This is a genomic window from Streptomyces triculaminicus (assembly GCF_017349075.1).
Taxonomy (GTDB): Bacteria; Actinomycetota; Actinomycetes; order Streptomycetales; family Streptomycetaceae; genus Streptomyces; species Streptomyces triculaminicus.
On record NZ_JAFMOF010000004.1, the window covers coordinates 561,618 to 586,149 of the forward strand.

A 24,532-nucleotide genomic window follows, 5' to 3' on the forward strand; every position below is an offset into this window, starting at 1 on the left:
GTCCCGGGGGCTGCCTCGGCGGACGGCCGTGCCGTCAGCCGGTCATCGGCCGGTGGCCGGGGCGAGCCGCTCGGCGTCGGCCAGCGCCTGCCCGAGCCCGGAGAACTCGCCGACGGCGACGCGGTGTCCGACCTCCATCAGCATCGGCAGGTCGGAGATGTGGTCGCCGTAGCCGAAGCAGTCCGCCGGGTCGATGTCCGGGTAGCGGGCGAGCAGCTGCCGGACGACCGTGCGCTTGCCCTCCCCGATGACCGGCTCGCCCAGGAGCCGCCCGGTGAAGACGCGGCCGCAGCGTTCCATGCGGGCGCACAGCACGTGCCGGGCGCCGACCGTCTCGGCCAGGGGCGCCAGCAGCGCCGGTATCGACCCGGAGACCAGGACGACGGCGGCACCCTCGGCGCGGTGGCGGTCGAGCCGGACGAGGGTGCCGGCGACGAAGAAGTTCCCGTCCGTCAGGCGTTCGGACAGCCAGCGGCGGCCCCAGGCCTCGACCTCGGCGGCCGGCTCGCCCCGCCAGGCCCGGTAGTACACGCGGTTGGCCTCCTCACGGGAGACCCCGGCGGCCGTCTCGGCCACCAGCCGCTCCCGTAACTCCCCGGCCCGGCGGGCGCCCTCGGCGCCGTATCTGACCTCGAGATAGAAGCGGAGAAACTCGAATGGACTCTTGCAGGTGATCAGGGTCTCGTCCACGTCGCAGAAGACCAGACGCTCAGGTCGTGACAAGGGAGGACTCCTTGGGCTCGGTGAGGACGGCTTCGGCGTAGGCGTTGGCCGCGGCTTCGGGGTCGAGGACGCCGTGCGCGGCGATGGTGTGCACGTCGCGCCAGCACCGCTGGAGTTCGCCCTCCCCGCTGCGGGCGTGCACGCCGCCGGTCCTGAAGAGCCGTTCGACGGCCTTGACCAGAAGGTTCGTGGCGGCGGCGGCGTCGCGCCGGTTGCTGGCGACGGTCCGTTCGGTGACGCCGTCGAGGTCCGCGCGCAGGGCGGCGGACCGCAGCAGGAGCCCGGCGGCCTCGACGTCGCCGGCGGACCGGGCGAGGGTGCGGTGGAGCGCGAGGGTGTCGCGGCCGGACGCGGCGTGGTCGGCGCGCAGCCGGGCGGCGGCCCAGCGCGACCACACCTCGAGCGCGTGCCGGGCGGCGCCGAGCGCCGACGCGGCGAAGACGATGCCTCCGACGAGCTGCGCCGGCACGGTGTGGCAGCGGGCGCGGCCCGGCCCGCTCACGCCGTTCATCAGGTCCGCCATCAGGAAGGACCGATGGTCCGGGACGAAGGCGGCGTTGACGACGACGGTGTTGCTGCCCGTGGCCCGCAGGCCCGTGCTGTGCCAGGAGTCGCGCACCGTGAAGTCGCTCCGGGGCACGGCGTGGAGGCGGACGGCGGGCCCGTCGGCGCGGGGATCGCGGGCGGCCAGCAGCGCCCAGTCGGCGAAGTCGACGCCGCTGAGGCACTCCCACTCGCCGCCGAGCGTCCAACCGCCCGGCACGGGCTCGGCACCGCCCGAGGGGGTCACCGCGGCGGCGATGCGCACGTCGGGGCCCGCGGACCAGAGGTCGTGCTGCCCCTGGGGCGGCAGGTAGGCCGCGAAGCGGCTGTGGGCGGCCCACAGGGCCGCGCACCAGGCGGCGGACGCGTCCGCGTCGGCGACGCCGGCGACCGCGGTGACCAGGTCGGTGAAGGTTCCCTCGGTTCCACCCAGGGCGCGGGGCGCGAAGTAGCGGGGGAACCCGGCCTCGGTCAGGAGCCGCACCGTCTCGGGGGCGAGCCGGCGGTCCTCCTCGGCGCGTGCGGCGTGGGCCGACGCGGAGGCGACGACGTCCGGCGACCAGGCGGCCGGGGCGATGTCGTCCCGACCGGCGCGTCGCGGTGCGTACTGCGAGTGGAACATGTAGTGCGCTCCTTGGCTCAACAACTATAATTCCTTCATGCAGGTATGTTCCTTGCCTGGATCACTGCTCGACGACCATCAGCCCAACTCTCCTCAAGGAGGCGCGCCTTGGCCAGACAAGCGCGGGCCCTGCGCACCTACGACCGGGTCCTCGACGCGGCCGCGAACGAGTTCGCGCAGAACGGTTACGCCCGGACCAATCTGCAGAACGTGGCGGACCGGACGGGCCTGACCAAGGGCGCGGTGTACGGACACTTCTCCTCCAAGGAGGAGCTGGCCGCGGTCATCGTGGCCCACCTGGACTCGGTCACCGACGATCTGCTGGGAAGCGTCAGGGAGAGCACCGTCCCGGCCTTCGACCGGCTGCGACGCCTGATCCTGTCGCTGGCCGAGCTGTTCGAGCGGGACATGCGCGTCCGGGCCGCCCTCCGCCTGGCCCTGGAGACGGCGCAGGCCGACGCCAAGCCGCCGCAGATCCTCGACGAGGTACAGGGCAGGACACGGGCGCTGGTGGACGAGATGCGGAACGAGGGGTGCCTGGACCCGTCACTGCCGGCCGGGGCCGTCGCGGATCTGGTGACCGCCGCCGTCTTCGGCACGCACTACACGGCCACGGCCTGCGGACAGGAGAACCTGAGCGGCAGGGTGCACGCCATGTGGGAGGTCCTGACCCGTACGGTCATCACGTCCGGGAGTCGCTGATGCCCGGCTCAGTCGGCGGTGCCGCAGAGCAGGACCCGGCTGCCGCCGACCGGAGCCGCGCCCGTCTGCGCACACACCCACGTCAGGGTGGCCGTGGCCACCGCAGATCCCCCCTGGACCGCCGCGATCCGCATGCGTACCGGATCATCGGGGTCCGCCCCCGGCTCGTACATCTCGGTCACGAGGCGGACCGGCTCGTCCAGTTCGGCGAAGGCCGCGCAGTCCACCACGGCGCCGGCCAGCGCGTAGGACCGTCCGCCGTCCGCCGGCGATCCGTTCTCGTGCAGGCGGAGATAGCCCAGCTGCCGGAAACCCTCCAGGATCACCATGAGCGGCAGATGGTCGGTGGGGTGATCGAAGAGGATCGCGTGGTTGGGGTCCGCCCGCAGCAGCCACTCGCCGGGCCTCTCCCCCGGCTCGAGCACGCAGTCCTTCGTCCGCAGCCGGCCCACGCTGGGCGCCGGCCCGGTCCGGCGGCGGAGCGGTGGCCGGGCCGGCGCGGCACCGTCCGGCGGATGCCCCTCACCGGTCTTTCTCGTCAGATTGCGGAGCAGGGAGTAGCTCCGGTCGTCGACCACGAAGGCCGCGATGCTCCCCCGCCCGCAGACCCGGCCGCCCACCGTCAGCTTCACCTCCAGCCGCATGCCGTACCGGCGTGGCGGGCGGTTGTCCTCCCACGCCCATCTCACATCCAGCAGTACGGGCAAGGGGGTCCCGCCGACCCTCAGGAGCTCGGGGTCGTAGATCTCGAAGTCCAGGTCACGGCCGACGAAGCGATGGCCGAGCGGGATGCCGAAGTGCACATGGCCGACGTAGAGCAGGGCCTGACGAATCGTTTCCGCGAACAACATCGGGTCGGCCAGACCGTTGTCGTCGGGATGATAGAGCGCATGGTCGCGTGGCCACTGGGCCGCGACCACGAAACCGCCGTCACTCTCCCGGACACCGTCGGTGACGAACACCTCCGCCACCGCCGCTCGGTGGACGAGCTGGCGGGATATAGGCTGTAAGAACGTGAGTTGGGGAGTACCGAGGGGGGCCGTCTCCGGATCGCCGGGAATGCCGACACCCTCCATCGGTACCGCCGAGCGCTGCTGCATGCTTCCTCCGCCCAGATCGACGTGCGACGCCGTGAAATTCTGTTCGAGGTCTAGGGTGCGCAGAACAAATATACCTTTGAGAAGGTATATTACAAGGAGGGGGTGACACAAAAGTGCAGCAGGTTGTCATAGAGCACAGAGAGGCACCATGAAGACCGATAAGAGTGAGCGAAACGGGCATCCTGGTTCCGTATCCACCGACGGAGCCCGGGAGTTGAAGCAGGAGCGGGCCATCCGGACCCGAGGGGTGATCCTCAACGCCGCGGCGTGCGCCTTCGCCGAGCGGGGCTTCCCCGACGTCACCATCGTCGACATCGCCGACCGGGCCGCCATGACCAAGGGCGCGGTCTACTTCCACTTCGGCAACAAGGAAGCGCTCGCGGTCGCGGTGACCGAGGAGTTCTACCGCCGGCTGGCCGAGGTCGTCCGGCCCGCCCTGGACTCCGACCTGCCCCCGCTGGAGAAGGTCACCGGCCTTCTCATGCGCGTCGCCGTCTCCTTCCGGGACGACCCCGCCATCCAGGCGGGCGCCCGGCTGCAGATCGAACGCCCCTACATCAGCGCCCCGTTGCCCGTGCCGTACGTGAACTTCACCCAGCTCCTGGCCGATCTGCTGGGGCAGTGCCAGCAGCAGGCCCAGCTGCCCGAGGGCGCGAAGCCGGAGGCGCTGGCCCGGGTCCTGCGGTCCGCGCTCTTCGGCGCCCAGCACATCTCCTGGGTGCTGGCGAACCGCGAGGACATCGTCGAGCGGACCGAGGAGATCATCGAGGTCATGCTGCCCGCGGCGCGCTGAGGCGTCGCACCGGCCCTAGTCCATGAGGGCGGCCTCCACCCACCTGCGCACACCCCGCGCCCTCATCCGGTGCAGCCGTCCGACGGACTCGGCGACCTCGTGCGAACCGCCGACCGCCAGGAACTTCTCCCGCACCAGCTGCGAATGCCGGGCGCGGGTGTCGGGGCCGGCCGCGCCGACCGGTATGAGACGCTCCCGGGTCACGGTCCGGCCGTCCACCAGCCGCACGGTGACCCGCGCGCCGGTGGCCTTGGTGGACCGGGAGAAGTCCCGGCCGTCCATCTCCACGGAGCCGACCAGGTCCACCAGTTCGTCGCCGCCGAAGTCCCGCAGCCACGGCATGGCCAGCGGGCCGGCCTCCCGTACGGCCTCCCCGAAGGGCGCCTCGGAGCGGAACAGCTCCCGGGTCATGTCCACGTCGTGCTCCAGGCGCACCCGCTCGGCCAGCTGCCACCGCCGGCGTTCGTCCACCCGCGGCGAGGAGAAGTCCTCCACCGCGAAGGTGCCGGTCAGCAGCGTCGTGGCCACCGGGTAGGGGACGTCCAGGACGAGCGCGCCCAGCGGCGAACCCGGGCCGGTCACATACGTCGCCGCGCGCTTCCCCGCGAACAGGGTGTACAGCGAGGCCTCGACGACGATCTCCTCCACGTCGTCCGGGTGCAGCGGCCCGAGCACCTGGTGGATCTCCGTCGCACAGTCCACCGCGGCGTCGATGCCCGGCCCGCCCGGGTGCATCTTGAACGACAGGGTCTCGGTGTGCCAGCGCCGGCCGAGGCCTTCGGTGATCACGTCCGGCAGCGGCACGGTGGCGAAGCGGGCCAGGAAGCCGTCCTGGTGCTCCATGAGGTCCGGGGCGCCCCGCAGCCCGGCCTCCGCCGCGTCGCAGGCGTCCATGGCGGTGCGCACCGGGGTGAAGGTGTTGAACAGCCGGGCGTCGCTGGCCAGGAAGGCCCGCATGAGCGGCCAGTTGGGCATGGCGAAGGCGAGGCCGAAGGCGTTCTCCCACACCGGGGCCGGCGCCCGCTCGGCGTGCAGCCGGCCCGCGACCGCACCGGCGAGGTGGGTGTGGACCGCGCTCTGCCCGCGCAGGGGCCCCAGGGTGGCGGCGGCGGTGAGCCGGGCCGCGCACTCGTTGGCCGCCACGACGGCCGTCAGCAGCGACAGGCCGTCCAGGCGGCGGGCGTAGGCGAAGGCGAGCGGCACCGCGACGGTGGAGTTGGACAGGTGTCCGGCGTAGGCGGTGTCGTCGAGGTTGAGCCAGGAGCCGAGGGCCGCGAGGACTCCGGCGGCGTTCTTCGGGTCGCTCTGCACGGGATGCCCGAACGCCGAGATGAGCATGCGGCCGAGCGGGTGCTCGAGGCCGGCGCGGATCGAGGCGATCTGGGACAGCACCTGGCTGGCCGCCAGCTTCAGGACCCGGCAGGGGATGTCGTCCGGGTGCAGGTTGGCGGCCCACTGGGACAGCTGTTGCAGGGGCGTACCGCTCGGCGCGGGCCGGCGCCGCGCGTGCGGGGCCGGGCGTGCCTCCGCCGCGATCCCCCACTCCTCGCACAGTGCCTGTACGAGGTCGGTGCCGAGGACTTCCACCATGGCTCGAACGCCCCTTGCGTGAGAGGTATCTGAGGAGAAGACGGAGGGAGCGGTGGGCGGTGCCCACCGCTCCCCCGTCAGGCGCGGACGCCGATCAGGCGGCCGGGACCTTGTCCAGGAAGCCGTAGACGCCCTTGATGCGGCCGTCCTCGTCGGTCACGATCACGTCGAAGCCGATCGCGATCGGCTCGGTGCCCGGCGCGGTGACCAGGGCCCACTGGAAGCGGGCGATGTTGTGGTGCGCGTCCACCGTGCCGTGGAGCTCGAAGGTCAGGCCCTTGAACTGCTCCTGGGCGCCGGCGAGAACCGCGCCGATGCCCTCGTGGCCCGCGACCGCGGCGAGCGGGTCGATGTAGGGGGCGTCCTCGGTGAACAGCTCCGCGATGGCCTTGGCACGGTTGTCGGCGTCGGCCTCGTTCCAGGCGGCAAGGTAGCGGATGACGAGACCGTTGAGGTCGCTCATGCTGTCTCCATGATTCGAATCGGTGTATCCATAGGGGTGTTGACGCCGAAGGCGCCAAGTCGTGGGGAGGCCGCGCGGGCCCGCCGGGCCGGCTACGGCAGCTGTGCCGGGGCCCATACGGACAGCGCCGCCTCGCGGACCTCGAAGGTCGCCGAGGTCCCGATGCCGTGCTGGTACTCGCCGTCGTGCTCCAGGGGCAGCCGCTGCCCGTCGGTCCGTTCGACGACGATGGTGCGGCCGCGCGCGTAGACCGTGGCGGGGTGCTCCATGTGGGCGGCCGTCCGGGTCAGTTCGGGCACCCTGGAGGCGGGGATGTCGCCGCCGATGACGCAGACGTCGAGCAGTCCGTCGTCCAGGCGGGACTCGGGCAGGACCAGGTACTGCCCGCCCCGGTAGGGGCCGCCGCCGACGTTGGCCAGCACGGTGGGCCCTTCGTGGACGACCGTGCCGTCGACCGTGACGCGGCCGGGGTACGGGCGGTACGCGGCCGCGGTGTCGGCGAACGCCTTGGCGTAGCGCGCGCGTCCGGACAGCGGGATCTCCCGTGCGGTGATCAGGGCGTCGGCGATCACGCCGCTGCACGCTCCCAGGAAGACCGCGTTGCCCGTCTCGCGCAGCAGCGCGACGTCGAGGCGGTGCGCCCGGGCGGTGCCGCCGGGGCCGGAGTCCGCGAGGACGGCCTTGAGCGCGTCCTCCCAGGGGCGGTCGCCCCAGAGCATGCGGTAGGCGGAGTTGCCGGTGCCGCCGGGCACGATGGCCAGGGACACCCCGTCGCTCCCGGGGTCGACGAGCCCCTGGACGACCTCGCGGACGGTGCCGTCCCCGCCGACCGCGACGAGGAGGTCCGGCGCCGGGGCCGTGCCGCCGTCGGCGGCGGCGTCGCGCGCCACGTCGGTGGCGTCGCCCGGCGCGGTGGTCAGGTACACCTCGACGGAGTCCAGGTGGGCCGCGCACAGCTCGGCGATCCGCTCGATCCATTGCGGGCTGTGGCTTCCGGAGGCGGGGTTCGCGACGATCAGGGCCCGGGTGGGCCCCGTGACTGCGGCTCGGTCTGCCATGTCGGACGTACTCCTCCTCGTTTGATCGTGCGGAGAGGGCAGGATTCGAACCTGCGCGGGCCGTGAAGACCCGACCGGGCATGCACCCGGACCCCGTTGGGCCGCTTCGGGTACCTCTCCCTGCCGGCGGGGGCGGCGTCCGGTCCCTTCCGGGCCGTCCTCCCTTCGACACCCATGACTCTGCCAGGGCCCGCTGACAGCGGGCTGACTTCGCGCTGTCATCGCGCCGTGCCCGCCGGGGAGTTGCCCGTGTAAGCGCGCTGTCAGCGGCTTCTGCCACGCTCTCGGACGACGTACGTGCCTGAGGACCCCCGTGCTCCCCGGGCGTACCACCACCCCCGTGCACAACAGACAGTCAGGAGTGCTCTCATGACGACCTACCAGACCTCGGCGGCGCACCGCACGGCCGGCGCGGACTCCACCGCGGCCAAGCCGCTGCGGGTCTTCCTCACCCTCGACGCCGTGGTCACCGGCGGCAACGGGCTGATCTACCTGTTCGGCGCCGGGCCGGTCGGCGATCTGCTGGACCTCTCCACCGGCTTCCTGCGCGGCATCGGCGCCTTCCTGACGGTCTACGGCGTCCTCGTCGCGGTGCTGGCGTCCCGTCCGGTGCCCTCGGCCCTGGCCACCAAGGTGGTCATCGAGGCCAACCTGCTGTGGGCCGTCGCGAGCGTGGCCGCGCTGGCCTTCGGCTGGATCGACCCGAACACGGTCGGCACGGTGTGGACCCCGCTCCAGGCCGTGGTCGTCGCCGCGTTCGCGTTCCTGCAGATGTCCGGTCTGCGCAAGCTCACCGGCCGCTCTTCCGGCTGACGCCGAGGCCTTTGGCCGTTACGCCGAACGGCGCGTGGCCCCGCCCGTGGAACGGGTGGGGCCACGCGCCGTTCGCGTGCTCGTCGCGGCCGGCCGCGACGAGCACGGTCAGCTCTGGAGGGCGCTCGCGAAGCGGTTCAGGTGACCGGCGAAGTCCGCGGTGACGGACGGGGCGTGGTGGTCGATGTAGAAGTGGCCGCCTGGGTACTCACGGTGCCCGAGGTACTCGGCGCTGCGGGACGCCCAGAACGACATGGCGTCCGCACGCTCCTGCAGGGGGTCGGACTTGCCGCCGTAGGTGACGAGCGGGCAGGCCACCCCCTGGCCGTCGTCCGTGAACTGGGCGGCCACGGACAGGTCCGCGCGCAGGGCGGGGACGACCAGGGCGAGCATCTCCGGGTCGTCGTAGACCTCGGCCGGGAACGAGCCCAGCTTCTTGATCCACTCGACGAGTTCGGCCTCCGGCATGTGGACCTGCTCGACGGTCGGCTCGAAGAAGCCGACCGGGGACCAGCCCGAGGCGCCGAGCAGGACCGGCATGGGCTGTCCCTCCTGCGCCAGGCGCTGGGTCAGCCGGAAGGCGAGCTGCGCGCCCATGCAGTGACCGAAGAACGCGAACGGGCGGTCGTCGAGTTCGTCGAGCACCGCGTCGTAGAGGGCGTCGAACAGCGGCTCCCAGTCCGTGTGCGTGGGCTCCTCGCGCCGGCTGTGGCGGCCGGGCAGGGTGACGGCCTGGGCGGCCACGTCGGACGGCAGCAGGCCGGCCCAGTCCCGGTAGATGATGGCGCCGCTGCCCGCGTGGGGCAGCAGGAACAGTCGCACTCCGGCCTCGGCCGGCGGCTCGACCGGGTGGAACCAGTGGCCCGCGGTGGACATGGACTGTCCCAGGGTCTGTGACACGGGGTGCTCCTCGTCATGTGTCGCGCTGGTGTCGGTGGGTGACTCGTGTGGGGGGTGGGGGTGACGGCCCGGTGGGGGCGGATGGGTCAGGCCAGGGATCGCAGGGCGGGCAGCAGGACGTCGGCGATCTCCTTCAGCTGCGGCTCGGGGTCCAGCGATCCGATCCGCAGCACCAGGTGCCGGGCGCCGGCCCGTACGTACGAGGCCAGCCATTCGGCGCAGTGTTCGGCGGTGCCCCAGCCGTAGGCCTGGATGGCCGACATCTGCTCCAGCGACCGTCCGTAGTAGTGCTCGATGTAGTGCTCGAGCTCGGCCTGCGCGGCCGCCGCGTCGCGGTTGACGGTGACGGTGGCGTAGAGGGCGGGGGTGACCGCGTCGGCCGGGCGGCCGGCCTCCTCGACCAGCTCGGCGATCCGGGCGCGGGCGACGCCGTAGGCCTCGGCGGAGGGCAGGAAGGGCAGCCAGCCGTCGTAGTCGCGGGCCACGCGCTCCAGGACGCGCGGGGTGTCACTGCCGGCCAGCCACAGCGGCGGGCCGCCGGGGCGGTGGGGGCGCGGCAGCCGGTCCAGCCCCTCGGCCTGCCAGTACTTTCCGTCGTAGTCGGTGGGCGCGCCGGGCCGGTCGCTGCCCCAGGCGGTGCGCCAGAGCCCGACGATGTCGTCCAGTCGCCCCACGCGTCCCTTGAAGGAGGCGCCGACGGAGGCGAACTCCGCCTCGGTCTCCGGCATCGGGAAGCCCGAGCCGAGACCGAGCACCAGCCGCGAGCCGCACACGTGGTCGAGGCTGGAGATCATGTTGGCGCCGACGAGGGGGTGGCGCAGGGCGGGGGTGAGGGCGGCGGTGCCCAGGGTGACGCGGCTGGTCACGGCGCCGGCGGCGGAGAGCACGACCAGCGGGTCGAGCCGGGGGCGGGCGGTCAGGGAGTCGCCCGCCCACAGGGAGTCGAAGCCGAGCTGCTCGGCCTGCCGGGCGAAGTCCAGCAGCGGGTCGGCGGCGAAGCTGTCGGTGATGGCCTGCTCCCGGGTGGGGAGCAGGACGCCGATGCGCAGGGGCGTGGTGGTGGAGTCGGCCATGTCGGTTCCTTCTCGTTCGGGAAGATCGCGTACGTCTGCGTCAAGGCCGGGCGGCGTGCGCCGATTCCCGTTCGGCGAGCAGGTGTTCGCGGACCTCGCGGCGCAGGATCTTGCCGGCGGGGTTGCGCGGCAGCTCGCTCACGAAGTGGTACATGTCGGGAATCTTGTAGTCGGCCAGCCGTCCGCGCAGGAACAGCATCAGCTCCCGCGGCGTCGCCGCCGCGTCCGGCCGGAGCACGACGCAGGCGTGCGCCTCGTCGCCCCAGTAGCGGTCGGGCAGCCCCACCACGGCGGCCTCCGCCACCGCCGGGTGGTCGCTGAGCTCCTTCTCGACCTCGGCGGGGTAGATGTTCTGGCCGCCGACGATGATGGTGTCGTTGATGCGGTCGCACAGGAACAGGTAGCCGTCGGCGTCGAGATACGCGGCGTCGCCCATCAGCAGCCACTCGCCGTCGAGCGTCTTCGCGGTCGCCTCGGGCAGGTTCCAGTAGCCCAGCATGCGGGCGGGGGTGCGGATGCACACCTGCCCGATCTCGCCGGGCGGCAGTTCCCGGCCGTCGGTGTCGACGATCTTCAGTTCGTTGCCGGGGCACACCCTGCCGACCGAGCGCAGCAGCGGGCTGCCGGGCTGGTGGGCCTCGGGCGGCAGGCATACGGCCACGCTGCCCGTCTCCGTGCTGGCGTAGATCTGGGCGAACTCGCAGGTCAGGATGGACAGGCAGCGGCGCAGCAGCCCTTCGGAGATCGGTGCCGCGCCGTAGGCGACCTTGCGCAGCGAGGCGAACGTCTCGGGGCCGGCGCCCCGTTCGTCCAGCATCATCTGGAGCATGGCCGGGGCGACGAAGGTGGTGGTCACCCGGTGCCGGGCGATCAGCCGGACGGCCTCGGCGGGGGTGAACATCTCCATGACCACGTTGGTGGCCCCGGCGTTGAAGTTGTGCATGAACCAGCCGATGCCCGCGATGCCGAAGCCGGGCAGGGAGATCAGGGCGACGTCGTCGGGAAGCCAGTCGATCCAGTCGGTGCCGGCGCGGCGCATGGCGTCGGGGAGGGTGAAGAAGCTGCGGTGCGCCAGCACGGCGCCCTTGGGCAGGCCGGTGGTGCCGCTGGTGTAGACCTGCACCACCGCGTCGTCGGGGCCGGTGCCCGGGTCCAGGTCCTCGTCGGAGTGGCCCGCGTACCAGGCGCGCAGGGAGTCGGGTCCGGCGAGCCGGACCCGGGCGACCTCGGGCAGTCCGTCCAGCGCCCGGTCGGCGCACTCCCCGAACCGCTCGTCCTCGAAGATCAGCTCGGCGTTGGAGTCCCGCAGGATGTGGGCCACTTCCCCCCACGTGAGCCGCCAGTTCACCGGCACCAGGACCGCGCCGATCTTCGCGCAGGCGAGGATGGCCAGGTAGTAGTGCTCCGACTCGCGGCCGAAGTAGGCCACCCGTGCCCCGCGGCCGATGCCCGCCGCGCGCAGGGCGCGCGCCGCGCTGTTGCTGGCCCGGTGCAGCTCGCCGTAGGTGGTGGTCCGGCCCTCGCAGACGATCGCCGGGTGGTCGGCGCGTTCGGCCGCGTGCAGCGCAGACGACCGGGTCAGCGTCCACCGGCTGTTTTCGTTCACGTAAGTCCGCCTCGTTGTCGGGGTCCGGGCCACGCTCGTGGTCCGGACCTGTCGTTGGGGAGGGTGCGTGGGGTGCGTGTCCCGGAAGGGCGCGGTGGCGCGCCCTTCCGGGAGGGGGCCGGCCGTCAGGCGACCGGGTCGGACACCAGCAGGCCGTCGAGGTGCTCGGTGAGCTGCCGGACGCTGGGGTGGTCGAAGGTGAGCGAGGCCGGCAGGGTCAGACCGAAGGTCTTCTCCAGCGCGGACTTCACCGTCTGCGCCATCAGCGAGTCCAGTCCCAGGGAGACGAACTCCGCGGTGGGCTCGAGCTCGTCGGCCCCGTCGAGGTGCAGGACGGCCGCGACCTCCGTGGCCACCACCGAGCCGATCACGGCCCTGCGCTCGGCCGTGGGGCGGGCCAGCAGTTCGCCCAGGTCCAGGCCGCCGGGGGTGGCCGCCGCGTCCCGGCGGGCGAGCCGGGAGTACAGGGCGTCCGTGACGGGCGTGTTGGCGACGTAGGTGTCCCAGTCGAACTCGCCCACCACCCGCTGGGTGACGGGCCGGCCCAGCAGGCCGGCCAGCGTGCGCAGCGCGCGGGCGGGCGAGAAGAAGCGGATGCCGCTGCGCTCGATCTCCTGGCTGAGGTGGTCCTCCAGCCGCGCGGACATCCCGACCCGCGCCCAGGCGCCCCAGTTGACCGACAGTCCGGGCAGTCCCTGCCGGCCCCGCCAGTCGGCCAGGGCGTCGAGGTAGGCGCTCGCCGCGGCGTAGTGCCCCTGGGTGGCGCCGCCCAGGACGGCGGCGATGGAGGAGTAGGAGACGAAGAACTCGAGCTCGGGGAAGTGCCGTCCGGCCTCGTGCAGCAGCCAGCCTCCGTAGACCTTGGCGGTCAGCTGCTCCTCCATGGCCGCCCAGTCCATCTCGGCGATCAACGCCTTGCCGATCTCGCCCGCGGCGTGCACGATGCCGCCGACCGGGGCCGGGCAGTCCAGGAGTTCGGCGGTCATCCGCCGGACGTCCTCGGCGCGTCCCACGTCGACCCGGATGACCTTGATCTCGGCTCGCTCGCCGAGGGAGGCCAGCAGGCTCGCCGCCTCGTCGGTGGGCCTGGCCCGCCGACTGAGCAGGGCGATGTGCCGGGCGCCGAGGTCCACCAGCTTCTGGGCGGTGACCAGGCCGAGCCCACCGAAGCCGCCGGTGACGACGTAGGTGCGGTCCGGCCTGATGGTCAGCCGGGGCGGGGTCTTGGCGCCGTTGTCGGTCCACGCGGGGTCGGCCGTCTCGGCCGCGACGCCGACCAGGGCGGTGGCCGAGGCCGGTCCCTCGTCGACGGCGCGCAGCGCCTCGTCGATCTCGTCGGGGCCGTACATCTCCTGGGCCGCGGGGATGTCCGTGACGGGCCGGGCGTCGTCGGAGGGCACGGTCACCGTGGAGCGCAGGACGCCGTCGCCGTGGACGAGCACGCGGTCGCCCGGGGCGTACGCGGCCGACTCGCCGGCCGCGACGACGGTGCCGTAGCCGGAGGTGCCCAGGACGGGCGCGGCGGCGCCGTCCCGTGCGGGCCCGCCCTCCCGTGCGATCCGGGCGTCGTCGGGCGTGAGGGTGACCGCGTCGACGCGGACCTGGATCTCGTCGCCTTCGGGCGCCCGGTCCACGGCGGGCACCGGCATGAGGTCCGCCAGGTCGCCGCTGTCGGGGACCCGGAACTCGAAGCCGCCGGTGTGGGGCACGGTGGTGTCCCCGGCCAGCAGCCGGCGGACGTGGCGGCGGCCGCCGCGGTAGGCCACCTGGTACTCGTCGCCGGTCTGCGCCCGCCACTCGTCGAGCAGGGACGCGAAGGGGAACAGGTCGCCCTCGGCGGGCAGGTCGAGGAGGGTGGCGCGGTACTGCGGGTACTCGGTGAGCAGGACCCGGCCGAAGCCCCACAGCGTCGCGGCGCCGAGCTGTTCGCCGGTGCCGGGCAGGTCGCCGGGCAGGCCCTGCGCCCGCTCGGTGACGAGCCACAGCCGCGGGGGGCGCCGCAGTCCGGCGCCGTCGAGCACGGCCACCGCCTTGAGCAGGTGCCGGTAGTTGCGCTCGCACTCGGCGCGCAGCCGGTCGGCCGACATGGGTGTCCGCTCCGGGCTCCAGAACCAGCAGACGTCGGTGACCGAGGAGTCCTCGAGCGCCCCGGCGAGGGCGTCGGGGTCCACCACGAACGTCATCCGGATGTCGTTCCGGGCGGCCTGCCGTTCGAGCTGCGCCAGCCGTCCCGGGTCCGCCTGCAGCACCAGCACGTGCCGGGAGCCGGCGGGCGTACGGGCGGGGGCGGACTGCCGCACCCAGCGCAGGCGGTGCTGGAACTGCCGGTCGCGCCCCTCGCCGTCGGGGCGGGCCAGCTCGACGCCGAGCAGTTCGGCGACCGGCGCGTCGCCCTCCAGCAGCAGGACGTCGGCGATCCGCCGCCGGCCCTCGGCGGGGGTGACGACCTTGGCCAGGACCCGCAGCCGGGTGCCGCGCGGCTTCTTGAACAGGCGGACGCTCGCGGCCGCCCGGAAGTCGAACACCGGGCCCTCGGCGTCGAGTGCGACGATCGCGTGCAGGGCGCTCTCCAGCAGCTCGCCCGGCAGGTGTTCGACGGCGGTGGCGTCCCGGCCGGTGAGCTCGCCGACGACCAGGCCGCCGGGGTGGACCGCCACCCGGGTCAGCCGTCGCAGCCCCTCCCCCGTCTCGCGGCCGACCGCGTCGAGGTCGGTGTAGACGTCCTCGGCCCCGGTGGTCTCGACGGCCTCGCCGGCGTCGTCCAGGGCGTCCCGCAGGGCGCTCCCGGCTCCGTCGGCGCCGGGCCCGTCGGCGAGCACGGCCGTGACGTGCCGGCGCTCGCGGCCCTCGTGGACGCTGACCACCTCGGCCTCGGCACGGCCGCCGGCCGCCGGCCGCAGCCGGGTGACCACACGGACGACGCCCTCGTCGGGCAGCGGCAGCGGCTCGTGCACCCGCAGGTCGTCGATGGCTCCGCGGGTGTGCCCGTGGACCGCGTCCTGCAGCGCCAGCAGCAGGTCGACGTGGGCGGATGCGGGCAGCACCGTCTCGCCCGCGGCGCGGTAGCGGCCGAGCGCGCCCAGGTCCTCGCGCGCGAACTCGGCGGTGAACTCCCGCTGTCCCTCCGGGCGGCCCTCGGCCGCCGGGATCTCGGTGCCCAGCAGCACGTGGCGGGCGGGCCCGCCGGGGCCGGAGCCCCGTCGCTTCGTGGCCACCGGGAGCCAGTAGCGCTTGCGCTGGAAGGCGTAGGTGGGCAGGTCCAGCCGGGGCAGGGTGCGGCCGGCGTGGACGCCGGACCAGGAGACCGTGAGGCCGGCGGTGTAGAACTCGGCGAGCGAGCGCCAGATCGTCCCGGCGCCCGGCTCGCGGCGGCGCAGGCTGGACAGCCACAGGTGCTCGTCGGCCTCCAGGCAGCGCCGGCCCAGCGCGGTCAGCGCGGTGGAGGGGCCGATCTCGACGAAGACGTGCCGGCCGCGCTTGGCCACCGCCCGGATGCCCTCCATGAACAGCACCGGCTCGCCGATGTGGCGCACCCAGTACTCGGGGGTGCCGATCTCCGCCAGGCGGGCCACCTTGCCGGTGACGTTGGAGACCAGGGTCAGGGTGGGCTGGTGGAAGGTGATGCCCGCGACGGCCTGCCGGAAGTCGTCGAAGACCTCGGCCATCAGCGGGGAGTGGAAGGCGTGGGAGACGTCGAGGAGGTCCACGCGGGTGCCGTCCTCGCGCAGCCGGGCGACGACCTCCTCCAGCGCCGCCGTGGCGCCCGAGATCACGCACTGGTCGGGGGCGTTGACGGCGGCGAGGGCCAGGTCCGGGTGGTCGGCGAGCAGGGGGGTCACCTGGTCGGCGGGGGCGCTCACGGCGGCCATGCCGCCGGCCGTGGTGACCGACTGCATCAGCCGGCCGCGCGCGGCGACCAGGGTGACCGCGTCGGGGAGCGTGAACAGGCCGGCCACGGTGGCGGCCACGACCTCGCCGATGCTGTGCCCGATCAGGACGTTGGGGCGTACGCCCCACGACATCCACAGGCGGGCCAGCGCGTACTCCACGGTGAACAGCGCGGGCTGGGTGTAGCGGGTGCGGTGGATGAGGTCCGGGTCGGTGGCCGTGCCCAGGACGAGGTCGCGCACGGAGACGTCCAGGTGCGGTGCGAAGAGCTCTTCGCACGCGTCGACGGCGTCCCGGAAGACCTCGTGCCGTTCGTAGAGGTCCGCGCCCATGCCCAGGTACTGCGAGCCCTGGCCGCCGAACATGAAGGCGATCTTCCGGATGCCGGAGGGGCCCTGCAGGTCCTCCCGGGCCAGCGCCGTGTCCAGCAGCTTCACCAGGTCCGCGTGGTCGGCCACGGGGCCGGCGACACGGTGGGAGAAGTGGGCACGGGTCACGTTGGCCGAGTGGCACAGCCGGTCGAGGTCGATGTCCGGCCGCTCGTCGATCAGTCGCCGGTAGTTCTCGAGCTGGCCGCGCAGGGCGGCGGCGCTCTTGGCGGAGACGGTGAACATCCGCACGCCGCCGCTCGGACCGCCGGGCGCCGGGACCGGGGCGGGGGGCTGCTCGAGCACCACGGCGCCGATGGTTCCCGCGAAGCCGAAGCTGTTGACCACGGCTCGGCGGACGGGCGCCTTCCAGGGCTCGCACGCGGTGGGGATCCGCACCGGGTAGACGTCCCACGGGATGCGGCCGGAGGGGTTGGTGAGGTTGAGGTGGGGGTAGATCGTGGCGGAGCGTATCTGCAGCACGGCCTTGATCACGCCGACCAGGCCGGACGCCGGCTCCATGTGGCCCAGGTTGGTCTTCGCCGAACCCACCAGCAGCGGGTCGTCCTTGGTGTGCGAGCGGGCGAAGACGTTGTTGATGCCGCCCAGTTCGATGGGATCGCCGAGCGGGGTGCCCGTGCCGTGCGCCTCCACGTACTGGATGTCCCCGGGCTCGAGCCGGGCCGCGGCCAGGGCGTTGCGGATGACGATCTCCTGCGCGGCGCCGTTGGGCACGGTCAGCCCGACGCTGTCGCCGTCCTGGCCGACGGCGGTGCCCCGGATCGAGGCCAGGACGTTGTCGCCGTCCCGTACCGCGTCCGAGAGCCTCTTGAGCACCAGGACTCCGCAGCCCTCCGCCCGGGCGTAGCCGTCGGCGGCCTCGTCGAAGGTCTTGCACTGCCCGTCGGGGGCGAGCATGTTCGCGTGGCTGAACATCACCGGGATGCGCGGGCTGTGCAGCACGTTGATGCCGCCGCACAGGGCGATGTCGGTCTCCCCGCCGCGCAGCCCCTGCACGGCCGCGTGCAGGGCCACCAGCGAGGACGAGCAGGCGGTGTCGACGCTCATGCTGGGGCCGCGCCAGCCCAGGAAGTACGACAGCCGCCCCGACAGCGGGAACATCGTGATGCCGGACGCCAGGTGACCGTCCAGCTCCTCGTACGGCAGGGAGTCGATCTCGAGGGCGTAGTCGATGGAGCTGGCCCCGATGTACACGCCTCCGTTGCCGCGGCGCAGCGGGGTGGGGTCGATGCCCGCGTGCTCGAGCGCCTGCCAGGCCGTCTCCATCAGCAGCCGCTGCTGGGGGTCCAGGTACTGCGCTTCCTTGGGCGAGATGTTGAAGAAGCCCGCGTCGAAGAGGTCGACGCCGTCCAGGAATCCGCCTCCGGTGGTGCGGATCTTCCCCTTCTCGGTGGGGTCGTGGATGTCCTTGGGGGTGAAGGCCTCGGCATCCCAGCGGTCCTGCGGGAGGGGGCCGATCCCGGAGCGGCCCTCGCGCAGGAAGGCGTCGAACTCGTCGAGGGATTCGCTGCCTCCGGGGAAGCGCAGGCCGACGCCGACGATGGCGATGGGCTCGTACCTGTCCGGGAGCGCCTGGCCGGCGCTGCCCTGGTCCCGGTCCGCCACGGGGACGGTGTGCGGCTGCTGGTCGTTTTCTGAGGACTGGCGCGGCATGTCCGCTTCTCCTTGGTGTCCCTTGGTGGTGGGGGCGGCTGCGTCGGCCCGGCGGGGGCGGACCGGGAAGGGTGACTACCGGGCCTGCTGCCCGGCGGTGAGCCGGCCGGTCAGGTGGTCGACCAACTGCTCGATGGTGGGGCTGTTGAACAGCACGGTGGTGTCGATGTCGAGAACAAGCCGTTCCTCGAGGCCGCGTCTGATGTTCATCAGACGCAGCGAGGTGAGCCCGAGTTCGAAGAAGTTGCTGTCGAGCGGCAGATCCTCGTCACCCATGAGCAGGGCGCGCTTGACCTCCTCGACGACGAGCGCCTCGACGGCCTCGGCGACTTCGGTGGCGGGCAGGTCTGCGAGCGGGGAAAGGGTGCCGGTGGACTGTGTCATCGAAGATCCCTCGTGGCTGTGGTGGAAGGGCGTGGACGGTGGGGCGACGACCGTGCTGCGTACGGCGATTGCCTCGGAAAACGAAAAGCCTGCGACCACCGGACACGGTCCTTCGCCGAGAGCGGTCACACGCTGCCGGTAGCGGCTGACCGCACGCTGACAAGCCACTGATCGGCGCCGGAAGCCGCCCGAAATCAGTCCGGTGTCAGTGACGGGTCAGGCGGACTTGTCACGATCGCATCGCTTCGGACGGAAACCGCTGACCCGGTGAACAGGCGAAGACCGCAAAGCCATGCGACGGATTCCGAAGATTTTTTCGTTCCATGCACACGCACACACGCATCGGACGGGCGACGGGACCGACTGGACCGAATCGGAAAGGCCTGAGAATGTTTCTCGATGAATTGGCGGGGACGGCCGCGGCCACGAACGCCGCCCCTGCCGCCAAGGGCGCCGAAGGCGAACGCGACACCACATTCCGCAGTTATCCGCTCTACATCGGCGGCAAGGACGTCGAGGGCGACGACTGGGTGTACACCGTCAGCGGCCGGTCGCTGCTGGAGGACGTGTTCACCAGCGTCAGCCTCAAGCGGGCCCTGGAGAAGGACCCCGACTCCGAGGCCGCCGGCCACCCGTACGTGGTGGGCCGCTGCGCCATCGCCGGCGACGCCGCCATCGACCAGGCGTCCGAGGCCGCGGCCGCCGCGGCGCCGGTCTGGGCGGCCGTTCCCCTGGACCGCCGGATGACCCTGGGCACCCGCTTCCGCGAGGAACTCCTGCGCCGCGAGGACGAGTTCCTGGAGATGCTGGTGGCCGAGGCCCACCCGGTCAAGCTCGCCCGCTGGGAGCTCAGCTGCCTGCTGCAGATCTACAGCGAGGAGAGCCTCGGCTGGTACCGGCAGCAGATGCACACCGAGTTCCAGCACGGCGGCCGGCGGCTGATCGTACGCCGCCAGCCCGACGGCGTCGTCGGCTTCAACCCCCCGCAGAACGCGCCGCTGCCGAGCGCCGCCCTGGCCGTGCTGGCCCTGATGGCCGGCAACGCCGTCGTCGTCCGCGCCCCGCGCAGCATCGCGCTGAGCACCATGTGGCTGCTGCGCGACGTGGTGGCCCCGCTGCTCGAGGAGCTCGGCGCCCCCGCCGGCACCCTCAACGCGGTGTGCGGCAACCCCAAGCAGACCCTGGACCGCTGGATCACCAGCCCCCTGATCGACGACATCTTCTACATCGGCGGCAGCGAGCAGGGACTGCGCTTCGAGCAGGCCTGCGTCGCCAACGGCAAGAAGCCCATCCTGGAGCTCGCGGGCAACGACGGCATCGTCGTGTGGTCCGACGCCGACGTGAAGAAGACGGCCGAGGCCATCACCGAGGCCTTCTACGGCTCGGGCCAGATCTGCATGGTCCCCAACTACGTCCTGGCCCACCCGGACGTGGCCGAGGCGCTCATCGCCGAGGTCAAGGAGCAGGTCAAGACCGTACGCCCGGGCTACCCGGAGGACGAGGACGTGCTGCTGTCGCCGGTGCGGCGCAGCGAGCGGTTCTTCGCCCTGCTCGAGCAGGCCGTGGGCAACGGCGGGCAGATCATCACCGGCGGCCGGCGCACCGAGCTCGACGGCACCCCGTCGGAGACGGGCGTCTTCCTCGAGCCCACCGTGGTGCGGGTCGACGGGATGGAAGGCGCGCGCACGTACGACATGGTCCGCCAGGAGACCTTCTTCCCGCTGATCCCGATCATCGTGGCCGAGCCGGGCTCCGACGAGGAGCTGCTGGAGCGGTTCCTGCACTTCGTCAACAGCAACGAGTACGGGCTGCGCAACTCGCTGTGGACCACCTCCGACGAGGTCATCGACACCTTCGTGGCGCGGGTGGTCAACGGCGGTCTGCTGAAGGTCAACGACTCGCACATCGGCTTCCTGCCGTACCTGCCGAGCCACGGCGGCACCGGTATGACCGGCGGCGCCTTCGGCGAGGCGAACTACCCCATCCTCAAGACCTCGCATGTGCAGGGCGTCAGCATCGCCCGGGACGTCAGTCCGCGCGAGGCCGTGTTCGGTTCCTGAACCCGTCAGCCCTGCGAAGACCGGAGATCACTCGTGCGTTCCCTCGATGAAGCTCGCGCCGTCTGCGAGCGCCACCACCCCGGCCTGATCAAGGCCCTGCTGGAGATCCCCTACGCGGAGCGGGAGCGGCCCGGCGGCCCCGGGATCGACCTGTTCCGCGAGCACGGCGGCGTGGGCCTGCTGGTCCCCACCGAGTACGGCGGCCTCGGCGCCGACCCGCTGGAGGCCGTGCTGGTGCAGCGCGCGATCGGCGCGGTGTCCCCCTCGCTGGCCGCCGCCGTGACCATGCACCACTTCACCGCGGCCATGCTCTACGCGCTCGCCGCCGACAAGGGCCGGCTCAACGCCGCCCAGCTGGACCTGCTCCAGCGCGTGGTGCCCGAGCAGCTGCTCATGGCGTCCGGCTGGGCCGAGGGCCGCACCCAGCAGAACATCCTCGCGCCGTCGGTGACCGCGCGTCCGGTGGAGGGCGGCTACGTCCTCTCGGGCTCCAAGAAGCCGTGCAGCCTGGCGGCGTCCATGGACCTGCTCACCGCGAGCATCTCGGTCCCCGGCGCCGACGGCGAGCCCGAGCTGGCGCTGGCCCTGGTGCCCTCCACCTCGGCCGGGCTGTCCGTGCACCCCTTCTGGGGCAACGAGCTGCTGGCCGCGGCGGAGAGCGAGGAGGTGCGCCTGGAGGAGGTCTTCGTCCCCGAGGACCTGATCGTGCGCACGTCCGCCGACGACCCGGACCGGCTGGACGACCTGCAGACCGCCGGGTTCATCTGGTTCGAGATGCTGATCTCGTCCGGCTACGCCGGCGCCGCCGCCGGCCTCGTCGAGCGGGTGCTCGAGCGCGAGCGGGGCGCGGTGTCCGAGCGGGCCTCGCTCGCCATCACCTGCGAATCGTCCTTCGCGCTGCTCGAGGGCGCGGCCCGGGCCGTGCGCGACGGGCTGTCCGGCGAGGCCGCCGTCTCCGGTGTCCTGGTCGCGCGGTACGCCCTGCAGGACGCCCTCAGCCGGACCACCGACCAGGCCCTGGAGCTGCTGGGCGGCATGGACTTCATCCGCTCCTCCGACCACGCCCGGCAGGCCGCCTCGGTCCGCCCGCTCGCCTTCCACCCCCCGGGCCGGGGGGCTGCGGCGGAGCCGCTGCTGCGGTACTTCGGCGGCGAACCGCTCGAGCTGGCCTGAACCGGCGTCATCCCTCACCCGCGCGAACTGCGCGTTCCCCTGGAGTGATTCACCCATGACCGTGATGCAACACGCCCGGATCGACACCGAGGAGCAGATCCTCGGCCTCTACCGGGCGCACCTCAGCAAGGGCCGGGCCACCCTGGCCGAACTGTTCGGCAGCCACATGGAGGTCGAGTCCTCCGGCAGCTGGCTGACGACCAGCGACGGCGAGCGCTTCCTCAACACCGGCGGGTACGGCGTCTTCACCATGGGCGCCCGCCACCCGATCGTCATGGACCATGTGCTGCGCCAGCTGACCACCCACCCCACCGCCACCCGCATCCTGCTGGAGCCGACCGCGGCCCGCGCCGCGGAGGCCCTGGTGTCGGTGATGCCGCCCGGCCTGGACCGGGTGCACTTCGCCCTCTCGGGCGCCGAGGCGGTCGAGACCGGCCTGAAGCTGGCGCGGGCGGGCGGCCGCAAGCGGACCGTCTCCATGTACGGCGGCTACCACGGCAAGACGCTGGGCGCCCTGTCGGCCACCGCGAAGGAGGTCTACCAGAAGCCCTTCCGCCCGCTGGTCCCCGACTTCCTGCACATCCCCTTCGGCGACATCGACGCGCTGCGGGCCGAGCTCGCCGCCCACCCGGGCGAGGTGTGCGTCATCCTCGAGCCGGTGCAGGGCGAGGGCGGCGTGATCATCCCGCCCAAGGGCTACCTCAAGCAGGTGGAGGAGGCGGTCCGCGAGTTCGACGGCTTCCTCATCCTCGACGAGATCCAGACCGGCTTCGGCCGGCTGGGCGAGTGGTGGGGCGCCGACATCGAGGGCGTGGTGCCGGACGTCCTGCTGGCGGGCAAGGCCCTCGGCGGCGGCGTGCTCCCCGTCTCGGCGGCGGTCGCCACCCGCAAGGCCTTCCGGCCCTTCGACAAGGACCCCTACGTCCACACGGCCACCTTCTCCGGCCAGCCGCTGCTGATGGCCGCCGTGCAGGGCGCCATCCAGGCGGTCCAGGAGGAGAACCTGATCCCCCGGGGCCGGGACCTCGGCGAGCGGCTGCTGCCGAGGATCGCCAAGATCGCCCAGAAGAACATTCCCGACCTGGTCGTGGACGTCCGCGGCCAGGGCCTGCTCATCGGCGTGGAGCTCGTCGAGGCCGGACTGGCCGGCGAGCTGCTGATCGAGCTGTTCAACCACGGCGTGGTCGCCAACCACTCCATGAACGGCAGCTCGGTGGTGCGGTTCACCCCGCCCGCCATCCTCACCGAGACCGATGTGCAATTCCTGCTCAATGCGTTCGACAAGGCCACCCGCGACCTCGTGCGGCACTCGGCCAAGATGCCGGAAGGCGGTAACTGATCATGCGACACGTGGAACTCGACGCCCGGGTGCCCTCCCAGCGGGCCGAAGCGGTCTTCGACGAGATCATGAAGTGGGAGCGGTTCCCCGAGCTGGCCCCGCACGTGCGGGCCACCACGGTGCACGCCACCCTCCCCGAGAAGGACTGCAGTTCCAGCTGGGAACTGCACTTCCGCAGCGGGCTGCTGAGCTGGACCGAGGAGGACCACTTCCTGCGGGACGAGCTGGAGATCCGCTTCGAGCAGAGCGACGGCGACTTCGACAGCTTCACCGGCGTCTGGGACCTGTCCCAGGACGGCGACGACGTCACGCTGCACTTCACGGCCGACTTCGACTTCGGCATCCCCAGCCTCGAGGGCATCCTCGACCCCATCGCGGAGCGGGTCATCAAGGAGACCGTCGCCTGGTCCGTGGCCGGGCTGTTCCCCGGCACCGAATTCACCGGGGCGGACGACATGGACATCGCCCGACCCGGCGACGTCGCGGCCTGACCACCCTTCTTCGCCGAGGAGCCGTCGTGGACCAGGCAAATCCCTTTGAAACACCGAAGACCTACCAACTGCACCGCGCGGAATACCTCGTCGGTTTCGTCGTGGCGACCGGTCTTCTCATCGCGCACTACGACGAGATCCGCTGGCTTCCCGCGATCGGGTTGTTCCTCTACATCGATCTCATCGGCTACATCCCGGGGGCCATCGCCTTCAAACGCAGCGGCGGCCGGCCGATCGCCAAGACGTATTACGTGCTCTACAACGTGATGCACAGCCTCATCACCCAGGCCGCGGTCGCGGCGCTGTGGTGCTGGCTGATCGGACCGGAATGGGCGCTGATGGTACTGCCCTTCCATCTCTTCGGCGACCGCGCGCTGTTCGGGAACTTCATGAAGTCCTTCGCGCTGCCCTTCGAGCCCGTGCGCCAGAGCGGCTATCTGCGGCTGCTGGACGACCTGGGCCTGCCGCACCCCAAGCCGGTCGGTCACGCGACCGACCCGGTGCCGGTCGGGCACATCCCGGGCGCGAAGGCGTCCGCCGCCGGGGCGGCCACGGCCCGTCCCCGGCAGGAGGCGGCCCGGTGACCGTCACCGCCGCGGCCCGCTCCCAGTCCGGCCCCCGGGCCGGCGGGGCGGGTCCGCGGGCCCGCGGCCGCGACCGCCGGGCGCTGACCCACCTGGCGTCGCCGGTGTCGGTGCTCACCGTCAGCCACCGCGGACGGCCGCACGGCACGACGGTCAGCACCGTCACGGCGGTGTCCCGGGAGCCCCTCCTGCTGGGCGCCTGCCTGCGGGCCGGCTCGTCCTTCGCCGAACTGGCGGCCGCCGAGGGCCGCTTCACCGTGAACGTGCTGGACGCCTCGCAGGAGCGGATCGCCCGCTGGTTCGCCGACAGCGCCCGGCCCGACGGCGACCCGCAGTTCGCGGGCCTGACCCAGGGCACCGACCCCTACACGGGTGCGCCGCTGCTCCACGGCGCGCTGGCGCACTACACCTGCCGGGTCTTCGGCACCCCGCGCGTCGGCGACCACGACGTGCTGCTCGGCCAGGTGACCCACACCGCCGTCCATGACGGCGACCCCCTGCTCAGTTACGCCGGCGGACTGTTCGCCGGCCCGCTCCGCCCGGCCTCCGCGGCCTGACGCGGCGAACCCCACCGGAAAGGAAAGG

General features: G+C 72.5%; 20 protein-coding genes and 1 tRNA gene. 9 read left to right on the forward strand and 12 right to left on the reverse strand.

The genetic code is table 11. The annotated features are described in order from the left end of the window. Positions 1 to 42: 42 nt before the first annotated feature. On the reverse strand, positions 43 to 723 hold the full coding sequence (locus J1792_RS26120; RefSeq protein ID WP_207248328.1) for an HAD family hydrolase: 681 nt from the start codon (positions 721 to 723) through the stop codon (positions 43 to 45). Further along, positions 710 to 1,888, reverse strand: a complete 1,179-nt coding sequence (locus J1792_RS26125) for an acyl-CoA dehydrogenase family protein (protein WP_086570464.1) — start codon at positions 1,886 to 1,888, stop codon at positions 710 to 712. The genes J1792_RS26120 and J1792_RS26125 overlap by 14 nt, the downstream gene beginning before the upstream one ends. 108 nt (positions 1,889 to 1,996) lie before the next feature. Here J1792_RS26125 and J1792_RS26130 point away from each other — a divergent pair, with 108 nt between their 5' ends. Further along, positions 1,997 to 2,590, forward strand: coding sequence for a TetR family transcriptional regulator (locus J1792_RS26130; RefSeq protein WP_242646611.1), 594 nt, complete (start codon positions 1,997 to 1,999; stop codon positions 2,588 to 2,590). Between the two features lie 8 nt (positions 2,591 to 2,598). Here the strand turns inward: J1792_RS26130 and J1792_RS26135 are convergent, their stop codons facing one another. After that, entirely contained in the window at positions 2,599 to 3,690 is a 1,092-nt protein-coding gene (locus tag J1792_RS26135; protein ID WP_372446179.1) for a ScbA/BarX family gamma-butyrolactone biosynthesis protein, read from the reverse strand. Positions 3,691 to 3,904: 214 nt separating this feature from the next. Between J1792_RS26135 and J1792_RS26140 the strand changes: the two genes are divergently transcribed. Beyond that, positions 3,905 to 4,483, forward strand: coding sequence for a ScbR family autoregulator-binding transcription factor (locus tag J1792_RS26140; protein WP_242646612.1), 579 nt, complete (start codon positions 3,905 to 3,907; stop codon positions 4,481 to 4,483). Between the two features lie 15 nt (positions 4,484 to 4,498). Here J1792_RS26140 and J1792_RS26145 read toward each other — a convergent pair whose 3' ends face one another. The 4 genes from J1792_RS26145 to J1792_RS26160 all read right to left on the reverse strand — a co-directional run bounded on the left by J1792_RS26145 (position 4,499) and on the right by J1792_RS26160 (position 7,714). Then, the gene (locus tag J1792_RS26145) at positions 4,499 to 6,073 is read right to left on the reverse strand and encodes an MmgE/PrpD family protein (RefSeq protein WP_086570470.1); all 1,575 of its coding nucleotides are present in this window, start codon (positions 6,071 to 6,073) and stop codon (positions 4,499 to 4,501) included. A 94-nt stretch (positions 6,074 to 6,167) separates the two neighbouring features. Continuing rightward, positions 6,168 to 6,536 (reverse strand): nuclear transport factor 2 family protein, encoded by a 369-nt coding sequence (locus J1792_RS26150; protein WP_086570472.1) that lies wholly within the window; start codon positions 6,534 to 6,536, stop codon positions 6,168 to 6,170. A gap of 92 nt (positions 6,537 to 6,628) precedes the next feature. Then, complete coding sequence (locus J1792_RS26155) at positions 6,629 to 7,594, reverse strand: diacylglycerol/lipid kinase family protein (protein ID WP_086570474.1); 966 nt, start codon at positions 7,592 to 7,594, stop codon at positions 6,629 to 6,631. A 30-nt stretch (positions 7,595 to 7,624) separates the two neighbouring features. Then, positions 7,625 to 7,714 (reverse strand) — tRNA-Cys (locus tag J1792_RS26160). A gap of 249 nt (positions 7,715 to 7,963) precedes the next feature. Here J1792_RS26160 and J1792_RS26165 point away from each other — a divergent pair. Beyond that, the gene (locus J1792_RS26165) at positions 7,964 to 8,407 is read left to right on the forward strand and encodes a hypothetical protein (RefSeq protein ID WP_207248329.1); all 444 of its coding nucleotides are present in this window, start codon (positions 7,964 to 7,966) and stop codon (positions 8,405 to 8,407) included. Positions 8,408 to 8,515: 108 nt separating this feature from the next. Here the strand turns inward: J1792_RS26165 and J1792_RS26170 are convergent, their stop codons facing one another. From J1792_RS26170 to J1792_RS26190, 5 genes are all read right to left on the reverse strand, one after another. After that, a complete protein-coding gene (locus tag J1792_RS26170; protein ID WP_307843099.1) occupies positions 8,516 to 9,307 on the reverse strand; it encodes a thioesterase II family protein in 792 nt (263 codons plus the stop codon). A gap of 86 nt (positions 9,308 to 9,393) precedes the next feature. Beyond that, complete coding sequence (locus J1792_RS26175) at positions 9,394 to 10,380, reverse strand: LLM class flavin-dependent oxidoreductase (RefSeq protein ID WP_207248330.1); 987 nt, start codon at positions 10,378 to 10,380, stop codon at positions 9,394 to 9,396. A gap of 40 nt (positions 10,381 to 10,420) precedes the next feature. After that, a complete protein-coding gene (locus J1792_RS26180) occupies positions 10,421 to 11,986 on the reverse strand; it encodes a long-chain-fatty-acid--CoA ligase (protein WP_207248331.1) in 1,566 nt (521 codons plus the stop codon). A gap of 125 nt (positions 11,987 to 12,111) precedes the next feature. Continuing rightward, positions 12,112 to 17,916: a type I polyketide synthase gene (locus J1792_RS26185; RefSeq protein ID WP_207248332.1), complete on the reverse strand. Its 5,805-nt coding sequence runs from the start codon at positions 17,914 to 17,916 to the stop codon at positions 12,112 to 12,114. Positions 17,917 to 17,991: 75 nt separating this feature from the next. Next, positions 17,992 to 18,300 carry an acyl carrier protein gene (locus J1792_RS26190; RefSeq protein WP_086573578.1) on the reverse strand — a complete coding sequence of 103 codons (309 nt, stop codon included), beginning with the start codon at positions 18,298 to 18,300 and terminating at the stop codon, positions 17,992 to 17,994. A 389-nt stretch (positions 18,301 to 18,689) separates the two neighbouring features. On the opposite strand from J1792_RS26190, the gene J1792_RS26195 reads away from it, so the two are divergent. Genes J1792_RS26195 through J1792_RS26220 form a run of 6 tightly spaced genes read left to right on the forward strand, consistent with a single transcriptional unit; the run spans position 18,690 to position 24,504 of the window. After that, complete coding sequence (locus tag J1792_RS26195; RefSeq protein WP_086573577.1) at positions 18,690 to 20,360, forward strand: aldehyde dehydrogenase family protein; 1,671 nt, start codon at positions 18,690 to 18,692, stop codon at positions 20,358 to 20,360. 33 nt (positions 20,361 to 20,393) lie between these two features. Beyond that, positions 20,394 to 21,533 (forward strand): acyl-CoA dehydrogenase family protein, encoded by a 1,140-nt coding sequence (locus J1792_RS26200; protein ID WP_086573575.1) that lies wholly within the window; start codon positions 20,394 to 20,396, stop codon positions 21,531 to 21,533. Positions 21,534 to 21,588: 55 nt separating this feature from the next. Then, a complete protein-coding gene (locus J1792_RS26205; protein ID WP_086573574.1) occupies positions 21,589 to 22,872 on the forward strand; it encodes an aspartate aminotransferase family protein in 1,284 nt (427 codons plus the stop codon). A gap of 2 nt (positions 22,873 to 22,874) precedes the next feature. After that, positions 22,875 to 23,363, forward strand: a complete 489-nt coding sequence (locus J1792_RS26210) for a type II toxin-antitoxin system RatA family toxin (protein WP_086573572.1) — start codon at positions 22,875 to 22,877, stop codon at positions 23,361 to 23,363. 26 nt (positions 23,364 to 23,389) lie between these two features. Further along, the gene (locus J1792_RS26215; protein ID WP_207248333.1) at positions 23,390 to 23,947 is read left to right on the forward strand and encodes a hypothetical protein; all 558 of its coding nucleotides are present in this window, start codon (positions 23,390 to 23,392) and stop codon (positions 23,945 to 23,947) included. Continuing rightward, the gene (locus J1792_RS26220; RefSeq protein WP_086573571.1) at positions 23,944 to 24,504 is read left to right on the forward strand and encodes a flavin reductase family protein; all 561 of its coding nucleotides are present in this window, start codon (positions 23,944 to 23,946) and stop codon (positions 24,502 to 24,504) included. Before J1792_RS26215 ends, J1792_RS26220 begins: the two co-directional genes overlap by 4 nt. Positions 24,505 to 24,532 lie beyond the last annotated feature (28 nt).

Coding starts and splice junctions, on each gene's coding strand:
- J1792_RS26195 (WP_086573577.1), top strand. CDS start 18,690: ATGTTTCTCGATGAATTGGCGGGGACGGCCGCGGCCACGAACGCCGCC.
- J1792_RS26175 (WP_207248330.1), bottom strand. CDS start 10,380: ATGGCCGACTCCACCACCACGCCCCTGCGCATCGGCGTCCTGCTCCCC.
- J1792_RS26165 (WP_207248329.1), top strand. CDS start 7,964: ATGACGACCTACCAGACCTCGGCGGCGCACCGCACGGCCGGCGCGGAC.
- J1792_RS26150 (WP_086570472.1), bottom strand. CDS start 6,536: ATGAGCGACCTCAACGGTCTCGTCATCCGCTACCTTGCCGCCTGGAAC.
- J1792_RS26205 (WP_086573574.1), top strand. CDS start 21,589: ATGACCGTGATGCAACACGCCCGGATCGACACCGAGGAGCAGATCCTC.
- J1792_RS26135 (WP_372446179.1), bottom strand. CDS start 3,690: ATGCAGCAGCGCTCGGCGGTACCGATGGAGGGTGTCGGCATTCCCGGC.
- J1792_RS26125 (WP_086570464.1), bottom strand. CDS start 1,888: ATGTTCCACTCGCAGTACGCACCGCGACGCGCCGGTCGGGACGACATC.
- J1792_RS26155 (WP_086570474.1), bottom strand. CDS start 7,594: ATGGCAGACCGAGCCGCAGTCACGGGGCCCACCCGGGCCCTGATCGTC.
- J1792_RS26210 (WP_086573572.1), top strand. CDS start 22,875: ATGCGACACGTGGAACTCGACGCCCGGGTGCCCTCCCAGCGGGCCGAA.
- J1792_RS26185 (WP_207248332.1), bottom strand. CDS start 17,916: ATGCCGCGCCAGTCCTCAGAAAACGACCAGCAGCCGCACACCGTCCCC.
- J1792_RS26190 (WP_086573578.1), bottom strand. CDS start 18,300: ATGACACAGTCCACCGGCACCCTTTCCCCGCTCGCAGACCTGCCCGCC.
- J1792_RS26145 (WP_086570470.1), bottom strand. CDS start 6,073: ATGGTGGAAGTCCTCGGCACCGACCTCGTACAGGCACTGTGCGAGGAG.